Annotated in this window: 17 protein-coding genes; 11 read left to right on the top strand and 6 right to left on the bottom strand. The window is 70.4% G+C overall.

What is annotated here, in order from left to right:
* The first annotated feature begins 45 nt into the window (after nt 1-45).
* The 6 genes from dapE to ABZY89_RS07395 all read left to right on the top strand — a co-directional run bounded on the left by dapE (nt 46) and on the right by ABZY89_RS07395 (nt 5,820).
* The gene (dapE, locus tag ABZY89_RS07370; protein WP_355225931.1) at nt 46-1,131 is read left to right on the top strand and encodes a succinyl-diaminopimelate desuccinylase; all 1,086 of its coding nucleotides are present in this window, start codon (nt 46-48) and stop codon (nt 1,129-1,131) included.
* Complete coding sequence (locus ABZY89_RS07375) at nt 1,128-1,847, top strand: TIGR00730 family Rossman fold protein (RefSeq protein ID WP_355225933.1); 720 nt, start codon at nt 1,128-1,130, stop codon at nt 1,845-1,847. The genes dapE and ABZY89_RS07375 overlap by 4 nt, the downstream gene beginning before the upstream one ends.
* 3 nt (nt 1,848-1,850) lie before the next feature.
* Entirely contained in the window at nt 1,851-2,189 is a 339-nt protein-coding gene (locus ABZY89_RS07380; RefSeq protein WP_355225935.1) for a DivIVA domain-containing protein, read from the top strand.
* A 15-nt stretch (nt 2,190-2,204) separates the two neighbouring features.
* Nucleotides 2,205-3,962, top strand: coding sequence for a hypothetical protein (locus ABZY89_RS07385; RefSeq protein WP_355225937.1), 1,758 nt, complete (start codon nt 2,205-2,207; stop codon nt 3,960-3,962).
* 145 nt (nt 3,963-4,107) lie between these two features.
* Nucleotides 4,108-4,281 (top strand): DUF3117 domain-containing protein, encoded by a 174-nt coding sequence (locus tag ABZY89_RS07390; protein WP_008358749.1) that lies wholly within the window; start codon nt 4,108-4,110, stop codon nt 4,279-4,281.
* Nucleotides 4,282-5,820 carry a leucyl aminopeptidase family protein gene (locus ABZY89_RS07395; protein WP_355225939.1) on the top strand — a complete coding sequence of 513 codons (1,539 nt, stop codon included), beginning with the start codon at nt 4,282-4,284 and terminating at the stop codon, nt 5,818-5,820. It begins immediately after the preceding gene.
* A 90-nt stretch (nt 5,821-5,910) separates the two neighbouring features.
* Here the strand turns inward: ABZY89_RS07395 and ABZY89_RS07400 are convergent, their stop codons facing one another.
* On the bottom strand, nt 5,911-6,546 hold the full coding sequence (locus ABZY89_RS07400) for an O-methyltransferase (protein ID WP_355225941.1): 636 nt from the start codon (nt 6,544-6,546) through the stop codon (nt 5,911-5,913).
* Between the two features lie 178 nt (nt 6,547-6,724).
* Between ABZY89_RS07400 and sigE the strand changes: the two genes are divergently transcribed.
* The 3 genes from sigE to ABZY89_RS07415 all read left to right on the top strand — a co-directional run bounded on the left by sigE (nt 6,725) and on the right by ABZY89_RS07415 (nt 9,253).
* Entirely contained in the window at nt 6,725-7,321 is a 597-nt protein-coding gene (sigE, locus tag ABZY89_RS07405; RefSeq protein WP_355225943.1) for an RNA polymerase sigma factor SigE, read from the top strand.
* A complete protein-coding gene (locus ABZY89_RS07410) occupies nt 7,318-7,788 on the top strand; it encodes a hypothetical protein (protein ID WP_355225945.1) in 471 nt (156 codons plus the stop codon). Before sigE ends, ABZY89_RS07410 begins: the two co-directional genes overlap by 4 nt.
* A gap of 70 nt (nt 7,789-7,858) precedes the next feature.
* On the top strand, nt 7,859-9,253 hold the full coding sequence (locus ABZY89_RS07415; RefSeq protein WP_355225947.1) for a trypsin-like peptidase domain-containing protein: 1,395 nt from the start codon (nt 7,859-7,861) through the stop codon (nt 9,251-9,253).
* Here ABZY89_RS07415 and ABZY89_RS07420 read toward each other — a convergent pair.
* Nucleotides 9,250-10,158 carry an LLM class flavin-dependent oxidoreductase gene (locus ABZY89_RS07420; protein ID WP_355225949.1) on the bottom strand — a complete coding sequence of 303 codons (909 nt, stop codon included), beginning with the start codon at nt 10,156-10,158 and terminating at the stop codon, nt 9,250-9,252. The two genes, ABZY89_RS07415 and ABZY89_RS07420, sit on opposite strands and share 4 nt — an antisense overlap.
* The gene (locus tag ABZY89_RS07425; RefSeq protein ID WP_355225951.1) at nt 10,155-12,023 is read right to left on the bottom strand and encodes an FAD-binding protein; all 1,869 of its coding nucleotides are present in this window, start codon (nt 12,021-12,023) and stop codon (nt 10,155-10,157) included. Before ABZY89_RS07425 ends, ABZY89_RS07420 begins: the two co-directional genes overlap by 4 nt.
* 82 nt (nt 12,024-12,105) lie before the next feature.
* Between ABZY89_RS07425 and ABZY89_RS07430 the strand changes: the two genes are divergently transcribed.
* Nucleotides 12,106-12,594, top strand: coding sequence for a MarR family winged helix-turn-helix transcriptional regulator (locus tag ABZY89_RS07430; protein ID WP_355225953.1), 489 nt, complete (start codon nt 12,106-12,108; stop codon nt 12,592-12,594).
* A 91-nt stretch (nt 12,595-12,685) separates the two neighbouring features.
* On the opposite strand, the gene ABZY89_RS07435 is transcribed toward ABZY89_RS07430, so the two are convergent.
* From ABZY89_RS07435 to ABZY89_RS07445, 3 genes are all read right to left on the bottom strand, one after another.
* Nucleotides 12,686-12,946, bottom strand: a complete 261-nt coding sequence (locus ABZY89_RS07435; protein WP_091049065.1) for a helix-turn-helix domain-containing protein — start codon at nt 12,944-12,946, stop codon at nt 12,686-12,688.
* A 123-nt stretch (nt 12,947-13,069) separates the two neighbouring features.
* On the bottom strand, nt 13,070-14,398 hold the full coding sequence (locus ABZY89_RS07440; protein WP_355225955.1) for a hypothetical protein: 1,329 nt from the start codon (nt 14,396-14,398) through the stop codon (nt 13,070-13,072).
* Nucleotides 14,395-14,739, bottom strand: coding sequence for a hypothetical protein (locus ABZY89_RS07445; RefSeq protein WP_355225957.1), 345 nt, complete (start codon nt 14,737-14,739; stop codon nt 14,395-14,397). Before ABZY89_RS07445 ends, ABZY89_RS07440 begins: the two co-directional genes overlap by 4 nt.
* Before the next feature lie 192 nt (nt 14,740-14,931).
* Here ABZY89_RS07445 and ABZY89_RS07450 point away from each other — a divergent pair, with 192 nt between their 5' ends.
* A complete protein-coding gene (locus ABZY89_RS07450) occupies nt 14,932-16,416 on the top strand; it encodes a wax ester/triacylglycerol synthase family O-acyltransferase (RefSeq protein WP_355225959.1) in 1,485 nt (494 codons plus the stop codon).
* Nucleotides 16,417-16,427: the final 11 nt, after the last annotated feature.

Genomic DNA, 16,427 nt, shown 5'->3' on the forward strand with positions numbered 1-16,427 from the left:
AGGTCCCCGCGTGATCTCTCATGGAGGGCTGGTTGACTAGCGCCTGTGACAACCAGTCCTGACACTCCCGAGATCGACCTGACGACCGACGTGGTGACGCTGACCCGGCAGCTGATGGACATCGACTCGGTGAGCCTCAACGAGCTCGAGCTGGCCGACGCCGTGGAGCGGGCGCTGGCTGCGTACGACCACCTCGTCGTCGAGCGGCGGGGCAACTCGATCGTGGCGCGCACCGACCTCGGCCTCCCCGAGCGCGTCGTCATCGCGGGCCACCTCGACACGGTGCCGGTCAACGGCAACTTCCCGAGCCGCCTCGACGAGGCCACCGGCATCCTGCACGGCCTCGGCGCATGCGACATGAAGTCCGGCGACGCGGTCATCCTCAAGCTCGCCGCGACCCTTCGGACGCCCAACCGCGACGTGACGTACGTCTTCTACGACGCGGAGGAGATCGAGGCCGTCCACAACGGTCTCGGCAAGCTCGCGGCCAGCGAGCCCGACCTCCTCGCCGGAGACTTCGCGATCCTGATGGAGCCCTCGAACGCCGGCGTCGAGGCCGGCTGCCAGGGCACGCTGCGGGTCGAGGTGCGCACCACCGGCGAGCGCTCCCACAGCGCCCGCTCCTGGCGCGGCGTCAACGCGATCCACAAGGCCGGCGAGGTGCTCCGCCGCCTGGAGTCGTACGTCCCGCGCAAGCCGGTCATCGACGGGCTGGAGTATCACGAGGGCCTCAACGCGGTCTTCGTCGCCGGGGGAGTGGCGGGCAACGTGATCCCCGACGAGTGCGTGGTGACGGTCAACTTCCGCTTCGCGCCGGACCGGAGCGAGGAGGAGGCGCTGGCGTTCGTGACCGAATTCTTCGAGGGCTACGACGTCACCCTGACCGACTCGGCGCCGGGCGCGCTGCCGGGCCTGGACCGGCCGGCGGCGAAGGACTTCATCGCTGCCGTCGGCGGCGAGGTCGGGCCCAAGTTCGGCTGGACCGATGTGGCGCGGTTCACGGTTCTCGGCATACCGGCGGTCAACTATGGTCCAGGTGACCCGATGTTCGCCCACAAGGCCGACGAGCACGTGCGGATCTCCGAGATCACCGCGTGCGAGCAGGCCCTTCGTGATTGGTTGACCGCATGACCCGACGCAGCGGCTCCGGCCCACGCCCCACCAAGGGGCGCCCCGCCGGCAGCACCACCGACCAGCGACTGCTGGACAGCTCCGGCCACGGCGACTGGGTCCACACCGATCCGTGGCGGGTCATGAAGATCCAGGCCGAGTTCGTCGAGGGGTTCAACGACCTCTCCGAGATCGGCCCGGCGATCAGCGTCTTCGGGTCGGCGCGCACGCCCCAGGACCACCCGACCTACGCCCAGGCCGAGGCGATCGGCCGCGGCCTGGCCGAGGCCGGCTTCGTGGTGATCACCGGCGGTGGCCCGGGCACGATGGAGGCGGCCAACAAGGGCGCTCTCGAGGCCGGTGGCGAGTCGATCGGCCTCGGCATCGAGCTGCCCTTCGAGGCCAGGCTCAACGACTACGTCAACTTCGGGCTCAACTTCCGCTACTTCTTCGTGCGCAAGATGATGTTCGTGAAGTACTCCCAGGGCTACATCGTCATGCCCGGCGGGCTCGGCACCATGGATGAGCTCTTCGAGGCGATGACGCTCTCCCAGACCAAGAAGATCACCCAGTTCCCGATCGTCCTGATGGGCGTGGAGCACTGGCAGGGGCTGCTCGACTGGATGCGCGAGACGATGCTGGCCGACGGCCGGATCAAGCAGAGCGACCTGGACATGATCACCCTCACCGACGACGTGGACGAGGCGGTCGAGCTGATGTTGAAGGCGCGTGACTGACCGATGGGTTGGATCTTCGCGGCACTCATCGTGCTGGCTCTCGGAGGAGTCGCCCTCGTAGCCGCCGGGACAGGTGCGCCGTTGGGGGAGGAGTACGGCGACCAGCCCGACGCTCTGGTGCCCCGCGACCGCGTCCTGGAGGCCTCAGATCTGCGTCACGTACGTTTCTCGGTGGCTTTCCGTGGCTACCGGATGGACGAGGTGGACGCTCTGATCGCCCGCCTTGCCGAGGAGGCAGAATGGCGTGAGTCGACCGCGGCCGGGGATGCCGGTGCCGAGGTCGGAGTCGGGGGACTCACATCACATACGCCCGAGCCCGATTCGGGCTCGCCCGACGTCTAGGACAGAATCGCTGCCGTGAGCTTCGCTGCCGTACTCGTCTACGCCGTGACCGCCCTGGTCGCGGTGATCGTCGCGCTCACCTATCTGAAGCCACATCTCCTGCAGCCGCAGGAGGCGGGGCTGCCGCCCAAGATCCACCTGTACGCCGGCGCAGCCGGCCTGCTGGTCTGGGTCCTCTTCCTCGCCTCGCCGTCGTCGTTCTTCCTCGGCGGCGACATCCCGGGCGTGATCGGGCTCTTCGGGATCTGGCTCGCCGCGATCGCGGGCCTCTACCTGCTCGCCCGCCGGCTCAAGGAGCAGCGCGCCGCAGCCTCCGGCCACGACGACTACGGCTATGACGACGGCTACGGCGAGGAGTACGCCGAGGACGGCTACGCCTACGACGAGACCGGCTATGCAGAGGCTGGTTACGACGACTACGCCGAGCCTGACGGCCGGGCGGCCTACGCGGACCCACGCCGACCGGTTCAGCAGCCTGTTCCTCAGCCCGTCGCCCAGCAGGGACGTCCGGCCGAACGCCGGCCCGAGCCCCGGCGAGCAGCGTCGGGTGTCGACGAGACCGCCGTGATGGCGCCGATCGAGCGTGACCCCTCGCCTGCGCCGCCGCCTGCCCCTGCCCCGGCACCCGCTCCTGCTCCGGCTCCTGCTCCGGCTCCGCCGGGGGACGGGCAGATCGGTCGCCGCGTGGCCGGGCGGCAGACACCGCCCCCGCCCGCGCCGCAGCCTGCATCGCAGCCCCAGCCCTCCCCGCAGCGGCCTCCGCGGCGGGCAGCCGCACCCCAGCCGCCGGCACCCCAGCAGCCCGTACGTCACCAGCCCGCGCCCCAGCCGCCGGCCCCGGAGGCTCCTGCCCGACCGCGGCAGGACCGCCCGGCTCCCGCGCGCCCCGCACAGGAGCGGCGAGCCCCGGAGCAGCCGATGCGCGAGCGTCCAGCACCCCAGCGTCCCGCCCCGCAGCGTCCCGACCCGCAGCGTCCGGCCCCGCAGCGTCCGGCCCCTCAGCGCCCGGCCCCTCAGCGCCCGGCGCCCGAGCAGCCCCAGCCGAGTCAGGGCGAGCCGGGCCGGAGCGGCCAGGACCCGTGGGGTCGCCGGCAGGAGCCGCCGCAGCGCCGCTCGCGCGGCTACGACGATCGCTACGACGACCGCCGCAACGACAGCCACGACGAGTTCGCCGACCGCCGCTACCGGCGCGACAGCAGCTACTCCGACTACCCGGGCCAACAGCAGCCGAGCCCGCCGCGCGCGCCGCGCCCCGCACCCCGGCCCGCGCCCCAACCGGCACCCCAGCCCGCACCCGCGCCTGCGCCGCCGCCGGCGCCGAGCCGGCAGTCCGGCCGCCCGGCGGGGCAGCAGCAGCCCGAGACGTACGATCCCTACTCGTTCGAGTCCTACGGTCCCAGCGACCGCGACCGGGGTCGAGGCCGTGACCGCGACCGGACCGAGACCCCTGCCCCGACTCCGCCCGCGCCAGACGTGCAGCCCCGTCGAGGGCAGCGCGAACAGGGCTACGACGAGCCGGCCTATGCGGGCTACGAGCAGGGCTACGACCAGGCGTACCCGCAGGGCTACGACTACGACGAGGCCTACGACCGCGGCTATGACGACCGCTACGACGAGCGCTACGACGATGCGTACGACCGATCCGTCGGAGGCGACCGCCGGGACCGGGACGGAGCGTTCCACGAGTCGTCCGGAGCGGCCATCGCGGTGCACCTCACGCTGGTGATCCTCGCGATCTGGCTGACCTGGGCCTACGGAACCTCGGTCATCTGACAGGTTCGAAGGCAGGCAACCCGCCGAAACTCCCACCTTGCCGTCAGGTCTGCTGACCTGATGAGGGATAATGGACGTGCAAAGCGCGCTCCGAGGCCATCCGGCAGGTGAGCGCCGACACGCGAGACACGGAAGAAGGTGCCGCATGGCGGCGATGAAGCCGCGGACGGGAGACGGTCCGCTGGAGGTCACCAAGGAAGGTCGGGGCATCGTGATGCGCGTCCCGCTCGAAGGTGGTGGCCGGTTGGTCGTCGAACTGAACGCCGAAGAGGCCGCCGCGCTCGGCGAAGAGATCAAAGGTCTTGGGCTGAACGCGTAGATGACCACAACGCTGCCGTCACAGGCTCTGCCGTCGCAGGTCGGGCCGCCCACCTTCACGCTCAATCCGCTCGGCCCGGACAGCCTCGATGCCGAGATCATCGCGCTCCCGGTCATCCCGGGCGAGGACGAGTTGGTCATCGGCCCTGGCGCCGCCGACCTCGGCGACCACCACGACCTCCTGGGTCATCTCGAGTTCGAAGGTGCCACCGGCAGTGCCGGTGAGGTGACGACGTACGCCGTCACCGGCTCCGGCACTCTGCGGCAGATCCTCCTGATCGGTGTCGGCGCACAACGTCGCGACGACTTCCGGCGGGCGGGGGCCGCGCTGGCTCGCGCCGTGCGGGGTCGGTCCGAGGTGGTCACCACCATTCCGGCGGCCGATCCGGAGGTCGGGCTGGAGCCGTTCGTGGCCGGCGCGACGCTGGGGTCCTTCCTCTTCCACTGGCGCTCCGAGGGTGCGCCGTGGAAACCGGTGGAGACGATCACGCTGGCCGATCTCGGCGACGACCAGGCGGCAGCGTTGGACCGGGCCCAGGCGATCGCGCGCGCCAGCTGGCGCGCGCGGTTCTTCTCCTCGGTCCCGAGCAACTTGAAGAATCCGGGCTGGCTCGCAGAGCAGGCGACGACACTGGGCGCCGAGACCGGCCTGAAGGTCACCGTCTGGGACGAGGACCAGCTCGCGGCCGAGGGCTTCGGAGGCATCGTCGCGGTCGGCCAGGGCTCGGCGACCCCGCCGAGGCTGATCCGGCTCGACTACACGCCTCGCAAGTCGGGGCGGCTGAACTCGTTGAAGACGGTGCCGACGGTGGTGCTGGTCGGCAAGGGCATCACCTTCGACACCGGCGGGCTCAACATCAAGCCGGGCGACGGCATGCTCAACATGAAGCGCGACATGACCGGCGGTGCGGTGGTGCTTGCGGTGATGTCGGCGCTGGCCGAGATCGGCTGCCCGGTCAAGGTGATCGGCCTCATCGCCGCCGCCGAGAACGCCATCTCCGGCTCGGCGCTGCGCCCCGGCGACGTGGTCACCCACTACGGCGGCCGCACCTCCGAGGTCACCAACACCGACGCGGAGGGCCGCCTCGTGCTGGCCGACGCGATGGCGTACGCCGTGGACAAGCTCAAGCCGGCTGCGCTGGTCGACATCGCCACCCTCACCGGTGCGATGCGAGTCGCGCTCGGGCAGACGATGGCCGGCTACTTCGCCGACGACGACGCGCTGGCCACGCTGCTGGCCGAGGCGTCCGAGGTCTCCGGCGAGGTGCTGTGGCGGATGCCGTTGGTCGCCGACTACGAGGACAAGCTCTCCTCGAAGGTCGCCGACGCCGACAACGCCCCCGGTGGCCCCGGCGCCATCACCGCCGCGCTCTTCCTGCACCACTTCACCGGTGGCATCCCGTGGGCCCACATCGACGTCGCCTGCGGTGACGCGTACGCCGACGTCCACGAGCTCACCCCCGGCCCCACCGGTTTCGGTGCCCGGGTTCTCCTCAGCTGGCTGGCGAGCGCCGACCCGCTCTCCGGCGTCGGTTCCTGACGAGACGTCACCCGCGTCGGCCGAGAGGTCACGTACGTCGGCCGAGATGGCACTCAGGTGCCGCCTCGGCCGACGGGGGTGACGTCTCGGCTAGATCTTCCGGGCGAGCAGGAGGCCGTCGCCCACCGGGAGCAGCAGCGGGATCAGGCCGTCGTTGTCGGCGACCTGCTGGTTGAGCTCGCGGATGGTGGCGGTCTCCTCGTCGCGTACGGACGGGTCGGCCACGCGGTCGTGCCACAGCGCGTTGTCGAAGGCGACGACGCCGCCGGGACGGAGCAGACGCAGCGCTTCCTTGAGGTAGGCCGCGTATTCGGTCTTGTCGCCGTCGACGAACACCAGGTCGTAGTGGTTGTCCGTGAGCCGGGGGAGTACGTCGAGGGCGGCGCCGGCGATGCACCGCGCCTGCCGCTGACCGAAGCCGGCCTCGGTGAAGCTCTGGCGGGCCAGCCGCTGGTGCTCGGTCTCGATGTCGACGGTGGTCAGGACCCCCTCGGGGCGCATGCCGCGCAGCAGCCACAGCCCGGAGACACCCGTGCCGGTGCCGACCTCGACGACGTTCTTGGCGTCGAGGACGGAGGCGAGGAAGCGCAGCGCCGCACCGCCGCCGGGCCCGATGGGTGCGACTCCGACCTCCTCGGCCCGAGATCGGGCGGCTGCGAGGAGGTCGTCCTCACCGACGAACTCGTCGGCGTAGGTCCAACTTGCGGTCGAAACAGGGCTGGTCACACCGCAAAACCTAACCTGTTTCGCGTAACGGTGCGGGAACGCCTGATCCAACTTGTGCGTTGGAACAGCACGGGAAGAGGAAAAATAGGAGCCTCACAGGCAACTCTCAGCCCTTCCGGTCCCAGGCGATCTACCGTAGGAGATGTCAGCGATCAGCGAGACAGACGACAGGAGCACCATGACCGCGGAGCCCACGCAGAGCCCGACCGTAGAGCCGGGTGTTCCGACGTGGGACGAGATCGTGGAGAAGCACTCCGACCGGGTCTACCGGCTCGCCTACCGTCTCACCGGCAACCGCCACGACGCCGAGGACCTCACCCAAGAGGTCTTCGTTCGCGTCTTCCGCTCTCTCGACACCTACAGCCCCGGCACCTTCGAGGGCTGGCTGCACCGGATCACCACCAACCTCTTCCTCGACCAGGCCCGTCGTAAGCAGCGGATCCGCTTCGATGCCCTCTCCGACGAGCGCGCCTCGCGCCTGACGAGCAGCGGCCCGACGCCCGACGTGGCCTACACCGACCAGCGCTTCGATGACGACATCGAGCGCGCGCTGGCGACGCTGCCGCCCGACTTCCGGGCCGCGGTCGTGCTCTGTGACGTGGAGGGGCTCTCCTACGAGGAGATCTCCGAGATCCTCGGTGCCAAGCTCGGCACCGTCCGCTCGCGTATCCACCGCGGCCGGGCGATGCTCCGTGACAACCTCGCCCACCGCGCCCCGCGCGGCGGACGACTGCGTCACTCCGGGCCCAAGGTGTTGTGGGGCGGGGCTTCATGAGTCTTCTCGGTAACCACCTCGGCGCACGCATCAGCGCTCTTCTCGACGGACAGCTTCCCGCAGCGGAGGAGGAGCGCGCCTGGGCGCACGTGCACCAGTGCTGCGCCTGCCGCCGCGCAGTGGAGCGTGAGGGCTGGCTCAAGCGACGCCTGGCCGGCCTCAGCGTCGACCCCGGAGTCACCGCACCGGCTGACCTCAAGGGCTCGCTCCGCGGTGGCGCCCTGGCCGCCGCCTCGATGTGGCCCGCCGACGACCTCGACGAGACCTACTCCGACCCCCGGTCGATGCGGCGTACGTTGGTGATGGTCGCCGCCGGTGGCGGTGCTGTCGGTGCCGCCGTCTTCGGCATGTTCACCTTCGCCGCCGCTCCGGCCGACGCGCCGGTCCCCAGGAATCTCCCGGTCACCGCGGTCACCCAGCTCCCGGGCACTCCGGGCGCTCCCGTCGTCGCCCACGTACGCCGCTGAGCATCGGCCCGGCGACGCGACACGAGACCCGGGCTGCCCATTGTTGGGGCGGGTGGGAAGAATGGGTGTCGTGACGCAGGAACCACAAGACGACCAGTCGCGGCCGATCTCTCGTTGGGCACCACCCTCCGACGTGCCTCCGGCCGGGCAGTCGTCCCCTGACGACCTTGTCGACGACGAGCGGGACACGGCCGAGGTGCCGTTGCCGGGCATGCCGAGACCCGCCGTCGAGCCGGTTCCGGCCGCCGACACCGCTCCGCTGCCTCCCATGGTGCCGCCACCGCCGGGTGGTTCCCTGCCCGGGTTCGACGCCCCGCCTGCGCCACCACCGTCCTCACCCCGGACCGACTCCTCGCAGCGCCGCCGGATCCCCGGCCCGATCTGGGCTCTCGCTGCTGCCGTCGCGTTCTTGCTCGGCGTGCTGGGCGGCTATGCCGGCGGCGTACTCGAGGACCAGGACGACATGTCGAGCCTGGCCGGCGGTGGGCTCGACCCGGGCTCGATCGAGACCGACGCGCCCCTGGAGGGCGACGACGCCAGCATCGTGAAGGTGGCCGCGACGCTGCTGCCCTCGACGGTCCAGATCTTCGCCGAGTACCAGGGCGTGGAGGACGCCGCGACCGGCTCCGGTTTCATCTTCGACCGCAACGGCCACGTGGTGACCAACAACCACGTGGTCGCCGACGCCGCCAAGGCCAAGGGCAGCATCGAGGTAGTCGACCACAAGGGCCGCCGCTACAAGGCGGATGTGGTCGGGCGCAGCGCGGTCTACGACCTCGCGGTCCTCGACGTTCCCGAGGTCAAGGAGCTCGAGCCGGCCTCGCTCGGCAGCACGTCACGGCTGAGGATCGGTGAGGGGGTCGTCGCGATCGGGTCGCCGCTGGGCCTCAGTTCCACGGTGACCTCGGGCATCGTCAGTGCGCTCCAGCGTCCGGTGAGCACCGGTCAGACAGAGGACGACACCTCCTACATCAACGCCGTCCAGACCGACGCGGCGATCAACCCCGGCAACTCCGGTGGTCCGCTGGTCAACCTCGTCGGCCAGGTGATCGGGGTCAACTCGGCCATCGCGACCGCCGGCGGGGGAGAGGGTGGCGAGGGCGGCAGCATCGGCGTCGGCTTCGCGATCCCGATCGACCAGGTCAAGGTGACCGCTGCGCAGATCCTGAAGACCGGCAAGGCGACCTACCCGATCGTGGGCGCCTCCGTCGACGTGCAGGCCGCCGACCACAACGGAGCGCTGATCTCGGTGGTCGACGCCGGCTCGCCGGCCGCCGCCGGTGGGCTCAAGGACGGCGACCGGGTCACCAAGGTCGGAGACGTCACTGTCACCGACGGGATCGGCATGATCGTCGCCATCCGTGCTCACCAGCCCGGGGAGACGGTCGCGTTCACGGTGATGCGCAACGGTGCCCGCCACGAGCTCAAGATCAAGCTCGAGGCGCAGACCGAGAACCTCGCCTAGACCTCGACGCCACGCTCCGCCGCGACCAGCTCCCGCACAGCCGGGGCGATCTCGGCGCCGAGGCGCTCGGTGATGGCGGGGTCGTCGCCCCCGATGAGGTACGCGGAGAAGCCGTGCTCCAGGGTGAGCCCGGCGAGATCCTCGACCCACTGGTCCGCCGGTCCGTCGAGCAGCCCGCGGCTGGCCGGCTGGAGCGAGACGTTCATGATGTTGAGAAGACGGCGTACGTCATCGGGCGAGCGGCCCGCTGAGACGGCCGCCTCGTCGATGCGCTCGTTGAGGCCGGGGACCGCGGCCGGACCACCCTCGATGTACTCCATCGTGGGCAGCCACCCGTCGGCGTGCGCACCGGTCAGCGCCAGCATCCTGGGCTTGTAGGAGCCGACCCAGATCGGGATGTCGTGGGCAGGGGCGGGGCCGCGCTTGACGCCGTCGGCGACGTAGTGGTCGCCGCGGAAGTGGACGCCGCCGGGACTGTCGGTGTCCCACACGTCCCGGATGATGCCGATCGCCTCGCGCAGCGCGTCGACCCCCGCGCCGGCGCCGAGCCGGCGACCGCCCATCGCGGCGATTCCGTCCCAGAAGGCTCCGGCGCCGAGTCCGAGCTCGATGCGGCCTCCGGTCAGTCGATCGAGGGATGCGACCGCACGGGCGAGCGTTGCGGGCGGGCGCAGCGGCAGGGACAGTACGTTGCCGGCCAGATGGATGCGCTCGGTGCGCGCAGCGGCGTACGAGATCAGGGTCCAGGCGTCGAGGAGCGCCGGCTGATAGGGATGGTCCTGGAAAGTGACCAGGTCCAGGCCCGCTCGGTCGGCGGTGACGGCAAGATCGACGACGCGTTGCGGCGTCCGTGCGCTGGGGGTGACGAAGGTGCCGAAGAGTAGGTCGTGTCCGTAGTCGCTCATGCGTCCTCCGCCGGGTCGTTGTCCGAGTTGTTCGAGTTGTTCGAGCTGAACTGTGGTGCGATGTTGAAGTTGTCGCGGAACAGGTTCTGCGGGTCATGGCGTCGCTTGATCTCCCGCAGCCGATCCAGCGCCGGGGTCCCGAAGGCGTCGGCCAGCCGGTCCGGATCGGTGTCGGTCTCGAAGCTGAGATAGAGACCGTCCAGATGGTTGCGCACCCCGTCCCAGGCTGCGTCGAGTGCACGCCGGTTCCCGCCGAGCGCGGTCACCTGGAAGGCGGAATCGCGGTGCGGGAAGGCGGTCGCGCCGGGGTGCACCTCGGCGATCGCGCCGCCCATGGTGCGCAGCTGGAAGAACTGCACACCGCCCGTACGCAGCATGTCGGCCGCGTCGCGCGCGAACTCCGGGGTGACCGCGCCGATCAGGCCCGAGTGCGAGTGTGGCTCGCCGTGGCCGTGGTGCCCGTCGCTGCCGACGTCCGGCGCCTGGTTCATGACGTCGGTGTAGCGGGCCAGCACCACCTGCTGCTGGACGAGACTGCCGAGGCCGGCGAACGGGTTGAGCCGTTCGACGATGGTCTCGGGATCGGGGGAGTCGACCAGCCCGTAGAGCTGGATCACCGACCCTCCAGGCTGCGGTGGGCCGGTCACCAGGAACACCGTGGTGTCGCGAGGTGCGGAGGTGGCGAGATCCCCGAAGCGGAGCAGCGCCTCCTCCAGGTCCGGAACGACCAGCATCAACTGGGCCGAACCGACCTCGGCGACCTCGTGGGCCTCGAGCTCGAAGGCGGTGACCACGCCGAAGTTGGCCCCGGCACCGCGTACGCCCCAGAACAGGTCGGGGTTCTCGGTCGCGCTGGCGCGGACCTTCGACCCGTCGGCGAGCACCATCTCGACCGCGATCAGATGGTCGATGGTCAGTCCGTGCTCGCGCGAGAGGAAGCCGATGCCGCCCGCGGTCGCCAGTCCGCCGACACCGACACCGCCGTAGTCGCCGGAGCCGATCGCCCAGCCGTACGCGTCGAGGGCGACGGCCACCTGCTTCCAGGTGGCGCCGGGGCCGATGCGGACCAGCCGCCGCGCAGGGTCGATCACCTCGATCCGGTTCATGGCGCCGAGGTCGATCACGATCCCGCCGTCGTTCGTCGAGCGCCCGCTCACCCCGTGCCCGCCGCTGCGGATCCCGAGGGGCAGATGGGTGTGGCGGCGGGCGAAGCCGATCGCGTCGGCCACCTCGGCCGGCGTGCGCGGCCGCAGCACCAGACCGGGGCTCCCACCGCGCAGATAGGTCGACCGTACGCCGCGATAGCCCGGGTCACCCGGCTCGACCGCGCCGGCCACCAGGGTCGCCGGGATCTCGTCGTAGGCGATCCCCGGCCGGCGCAGCGCCCGCACCGCCGCGGGACGCCGGGGCCTGCCCGAAGCCGGGCCGCCGAGCTCGGCGAGCAGCCCCGCGACCCGGTCGACCTCGGCCTCGGTCGTGGCAGAGACGACCACCGCGCGGCCGCCAAAGCCGCTCGATGTCAGCGAGTCCGCGGTCGCCCCCGCGGGGGCGGCGATCCAGGCGGAGGTGTCGGTGAGCAACCGTGCGCCGGCCACCTGGGCGAGGCTCTGACTGGCTTTCTCGGTCACCTGTGGGAGCCACCCGTCAGGAGCGGAGAGGTCCGCCACCCCGGCCGCCTCGATGCCGACCCCGACCTGGATCGCCTTCGTGCTGCCGAGCAGCCAGGTGGCAACGGTCCAGGGATCGTGGGCGCCGGGGTCGAGCACGACCAGGTCCAGACCACCCTCCTCGGCCCGGCGGGCCAGGGCGAGCAGTCGGTCCGGGGCGAGGCCGGCGGCGAGGGCGACGCCCAGCTCGATCGTCATGCACATCCTCCAATACGCGGTGAAGGAGATCGTATGTGAAGCAGACGATTGGTTAAACAGCAGGAATTGATAGGATGTTCCCGTGACCACGAACGCAGACGAGCAGACCGATGCCGACCTCGGATGGAGCCTCGGCACCCTGCTGCGCGGCTACCGGGAGCACGTCAACGCCGCGATCGGTGAGTTCCCGCACGGGCAGCGCGGCTACGAGACGATGTGCGCGGTCGTCCGGGGCGACCAGCCCAGCCAGCTCGCCCTCGCGACCCACCTGGGCATCGACCGCACGGTGATGACCTACCTCGTCGACGACCTGGTCGAGGCCGGACTGGTCGAGCGGCGTGCCAACCCCGCCGATCGTCGCCAGCGCCAGGTGGTCGCGACCGAGGCCGGCGCGGAGGCCGTCGCTGCGCTGTGCCGCCAGGTGGCCGCCGCCGAGGCGGGCGTGCTCTCCGGTCTGGAGCCCGAGGAGCGCGGCACGCTGCGCCAGCTGCTCCGGAAGGCGGCCGGCGCGGCCCCCGCGCACAGCCCGGAGGCCTGCGCGGTGGTCACCGGCGAGGACCCCAAGGCGTGAAAAGACGCGAAGAGCCGCTCGGCAGCATGCCTGGCAGCTCTTCGCGTTGTTGTGGGGAAGGTTTAGTTGTGGGGGTTGAGGTTGCTTTGACTCAAGAAGCGTCCGGCGTGGCAGCGGGCGCGGGGGCCTCGGCCTCGACGAACGGGTGGTCGGCCACAAAGGCCTTGGTCTGCGAGTACATGTCATCGATGAACTTCTCGAGGACGCTGGACTCAACGCGCCACTGGCCGCGCCCGCCGATCTTGATGGCGGGGAGCTCACCACGGCGGACAAGGGCATAGACCTGTGCGCTCGAGGTGTTGAGCACCTCGGCGACGTCGGCAAGAGTCAGGAAGCGGGGGGTACCAGACATAAGGATCAGTCTCCCAGACTCTGCAAGCGGCCGTAAACCATCGAGCCAACCTGTTAGTCCGCATTAGGTACTGTTGCGCTGCTTTGTGGATGCGTGGTGGGTGAACCGTGAAGCAGCGACGCGCTATGCAGCGAACAACAGATACAACCCACCAACAGTGAAGCCGACCATCGTGAGCAGAAGCGGGATCTGCCCGGTCACCAGGTGCTGCCGCGGAAGCACCTGGAGCGCCCGGATGTGGGCCGACCAGACTCCCAGCACGTGTCCGGTGATCACCGCGGCCACCTTGATGACGGCCAGCAGCGTGGCGTGGAAGGCGAAGAAGTAGGAGACCGGCATGTCCGCGGTTCCGAACCAGTCGCTTCCGTTTCCGAACGGATCCGAGGCGTTGCGCAGCGTTGCCAGCCCGCTCTCCCAGAAGTAGCTGAGGTAGTGGGCCACGACGTAGCCGACGATGATCGGCACCAGCGAAGGCGCCAGCTCGCCGGGCAGCGCCCGGCGCGGCACGTCACCGACGCCGGTCAGCATCGTCCCGGTGCAGTAGAAACCGGCCACGAGCAGCGGGAACGCGATCAGTGCGACGTTGCTGATCAGGTAGGCGGTGTTGGCCGACATCTCGGGGTTCTGCACGAACTGGAGCCACGCCGGCGACTCCCGGTAGGAGTCGTAGACGATGGTGCCGAAGAGCACCGACACGACTGCGACCAGCCCCGGGGTCGGACGCAGGGTGTCCAGGTTGCCGAGCGGGGTCCGCAGGACCAGGTTGCCGGCCTGCGTGCGTCCCCACACCGACAGCCGCGCGGTCAGCGACGAGTAGACCTCGAACGGGTCGCAGCGCTCCAGGAACTTCTCGCCGAAGAGCACGCCGCCGAGGATCATCACGGCCAGGTAGACGGCCAGCCAGAGGCGTACGGGGCCGAGGTAGTTGTTCTCCGGGTAGACCAGCTCGAGCCAGGCGAAGGCGAGCAGGGTGAACGCCGCCGGCCAGTAGCCGAGACGCTCGGGCAGGCGCAGCGGCGGATCGCCGGTGCCGCGCAGCCATGTCAGTCCGGCCACGATCGTGCGGGCCGGGCTGATCGCCCGGAAGACCCGTCCGAAGATGAGGGAGAACGGGACGAGGCCGACCCACAGCCAGACGTACGTCATCCCGAAGATGGGGTTGTTGGCGTTGTCGGAGCCGGCGAAGGCGACCAGCACGAAGTAGGCGAAGATCAGCAGCCCGACGACGCGCCACAGGGCGATCCAGGCGGGGGAGTCGACGACACGCCCGAGGCGGGGCACCGGCCAGCCGCGTGGGTTGCGTACGCCGACCACCTGGCCCTCGGCGGCGCGCTTGGTGGTCAGCACCAGCAGCCCGAAGGAGACGAGGAGGGCGAGGACTGCGCCCGCGATGACGTACTCGAGCGGCAGTGGGAGGTCCTGGCGACCACCCACACCGTGGGTGAGGATCACTTGACTTCGAGGGTGACGATGGTCTTGCCGAGGGTGTGTGACTCCACCTCGTACTGACCAGGGATCTCGAACGCGCCCAGGCTGATCCGCGTGGTGCCCACGCCGTAGGCGGCGGACTGCTCCGGGTCGGAGTGCACGTGGATCTCGCCGGCGGCGTCGGCGGTCACGTCGAGCTCGACTCCGTGGCCGACGGGGACGTCGATCTGGGTCCCGTGCGGGTCGACCGAGTCACCGGAGAAGTTGATCTCGACGACCACCGGGTCGCTGTCTTTGCTGGGCTCGGTGGCGACGTCGTTTCCGCAGGCTGTCGCGACGCACGCGATCCCGCAGATTGCTGCCACGACCGCGATTATCCGGGCCGTGAGGCGCATTGCTTCCCCGTTTCGTGGACTAAGTTCAAGCTGGCGTCTGCCACAATCGCACATGAACCAAAGAGGGGGCTGAGAGGGCATGAGCGAGCGCCAGCGAGCGAATCACGGGGCCAACACGCCGCCGCGTCCGTACGATTGCGCCTGCGCTACGGAGGTGGCGGCGTGAGTGATCGGCTGAAGGCACGGGACGTGGCCTTTCTGGACGGGGAGACGCTGTCCGTTCCGCACCAGGTGGCGAGCATCGAGCTGATCGAGCCGAAGCGGAGCTCGAGGCAATCAGCGGAGCCGAAGGCCGAGGGCTTCGACTACGGCGCGTTCCTCGAGCACGTCGAGGACCGGCTGTCCTTCGTGCCCCGCTACCGCCAACGGGTCCGTGTCGTGCCCGGCCGCATCGCCTATCCGGTCTGGGCCGACGACGACCGTTTCGACCTCACCTACCACGTACGCCGCTCCGCGCTGCCCCGTCCGGGCTCGATGGATCAGCTCCTCGACCTCGCCGGACGGATCGTCTCCCGGCCCCTGGACCGGTCCCGGCCGCTGTGGGAGCTGTACGTCATCGAGGGGCTGGCCGGCGACCGGGTCGCGCTGATCACCAAGACCCACCAGGCGCTGGTGGACGGCGCCGAGACCGTCGACCTGGTCCAGCTGCTGCTCGACGACAAGCCCGAGGTCGGGCCGGTCGTGCCGGACCTGTGGGAGCCACCGGAACCGCAGTCGAGCGCGCGCCTGGTCGCGGGCGCGGTCTTCGAGGCGGTCACCTCGGTCAGCGGCCTGACCGACACGGCGCGCAGCCTCGGCGGCTTCGCCCTGGGGCGGGTCACCGGTGTCGCCAAGGACGTCCAGAACGCGGGCACCGGCATCGCCTGGGCGCTCACCCGCCGCGCTCCGGAGCGGCCGACGCCGCTCAACGGGACCCTCTCCCAGCAGCGTCTCGTGGTCACCCTCCAGGCCGACCTGGCCGACTTCCGCCGCATCCGGGACACCCACGGCGGCACAGTCAACGACGTCATCCTCGCTGCCGTCACGGGCGGCCTGCGCGACTGGCTGATGACCCGGCAGCAGGCCCTGGCCGGCGTACGCCAGGTGCCGGCGCTGGTGCCGGTCTCGGTGATCGACGAGGAGCTCGACCCGACCCAGCTCGGCTCCGCGGTGGCGCCCCACTTCGTGGTGCTGCCGGTCGCCGAGCCGTCGCCGGTGGTCCGTCTCCACCAGGTGTCCTACTCCTTCGAGCAGCACCAGGCCAACGCCCGCACGGTCAGTGCGCAGCGACTGGCCGGGATCAGCGGCTTCGCCCCGGCGACCTTCCACGTCGTCGGCTCCCGGGTGGCCGCCGAGAGCGAGCACGACTACCTGCTCTCGGTGTGCAACGTGCCCGGCCCGCAGGAGCCGCGCTATGCCGCCGGCTCCCGGCTGGTCGCCTCCTATCCGATCCACCCGCTGGCCGAGGGACACACCCTGGCGATCGGCGTGACCTCCTACGACGGCCAGGTCTTCTTCGCGATCACCGCCGACCGTGACCTGGTGCCCGACGCGTCGCTGGTCGGACAGTGCATCAGCGAGGCCCTCGACGAGCTGCTCGACACCGTCTCCGGACGCCGGTTCCGGGCGCCTCGGGGCCTGCGCGTGGTCAAGAACTCCGGCGAGTGAGGCAGAATCCG

It is taken from the genome of Nocardioides sp. NPDC006303 (assembly GCF_040613175.1).
Taxonomy (GTDB): domain Bacteria; phylum Actinomycetota; class Actinomycetes; order Propionibacteriales; family Nocardioidaceae; genus Nocardioides.

What these genes read in the sequence shown, in the direction of transcription:
- ABZY89_RS07410 (WP_355225945.1), top strand. Translation starts at nt 7,318, where the DNA reads ATGAGTCTTCTCGGTAACCACCTCGGCGCACGCATCAGCGCTCTTCTC.
- ABZY89_RS07375 (WP_355225933.1), top strand. Translation starts at nt 1,128, where the DNA reads ATGACCCGACGCAGCGGCTCCGGCCCACGCCCCACCAAGGGGCGCCCC.
- ABZY89_RS07390 (WP_008358749.1), top strand. Translation starts at nt 4,108, where the DNA reads ATGGCGGCGATGAAGCCGCGGACGGGAGACGGTCCGCTGGAGGTCACC.
- ABZY89_RS07425 (WP_355225951.1), bottom strand. Translation starts at nt 12,023, where the DNA reads ATGACGATCGAGCTGGGCGTCGCCCTCGCCGCCGGCCTCGCCCCGGAC.
- ABZY89_RS07395 (WP_355225939.1), top strand. Translation starts at nt 4,282, where the DNA reads ATGACCACAACGCTGCCGTCACAGGCTCTGCCGTCGCAGGTCGGGCCG.
- ABZY89_RS07435 (WP_091049065.1), bottom strand. Translation starts at nt 12,946, where the DNA reads ATGTCTGGTACCCCCCGCTTCCTGACTCTTGCCGACGTCGCCGAGGTG.
- ABZY89_RS07380 (WP_355225935.1), top strand. Translation starts at nt 1,851, where the DNA reads ATGGGTTGGATCTTCGCGGCACTCATCGTGCTGGCTCTCGGAGGAGTC.
- ABZY89_RS07420 (WP_355225949.1), bottom strand. Translation starts at nt 10,158, where the DNA reads ATGAGCGACTACGGACACGACCTACTCTTCGGCACCTTCGTCACCCCC.
- sigE (WP_355225943.1), top strand. Translation starts at nt 6,725, where the DNA reads ATGACCGCGGAGCCCACGCAGAGCCCGACCGTAGAGCCGGGTGTTCCG.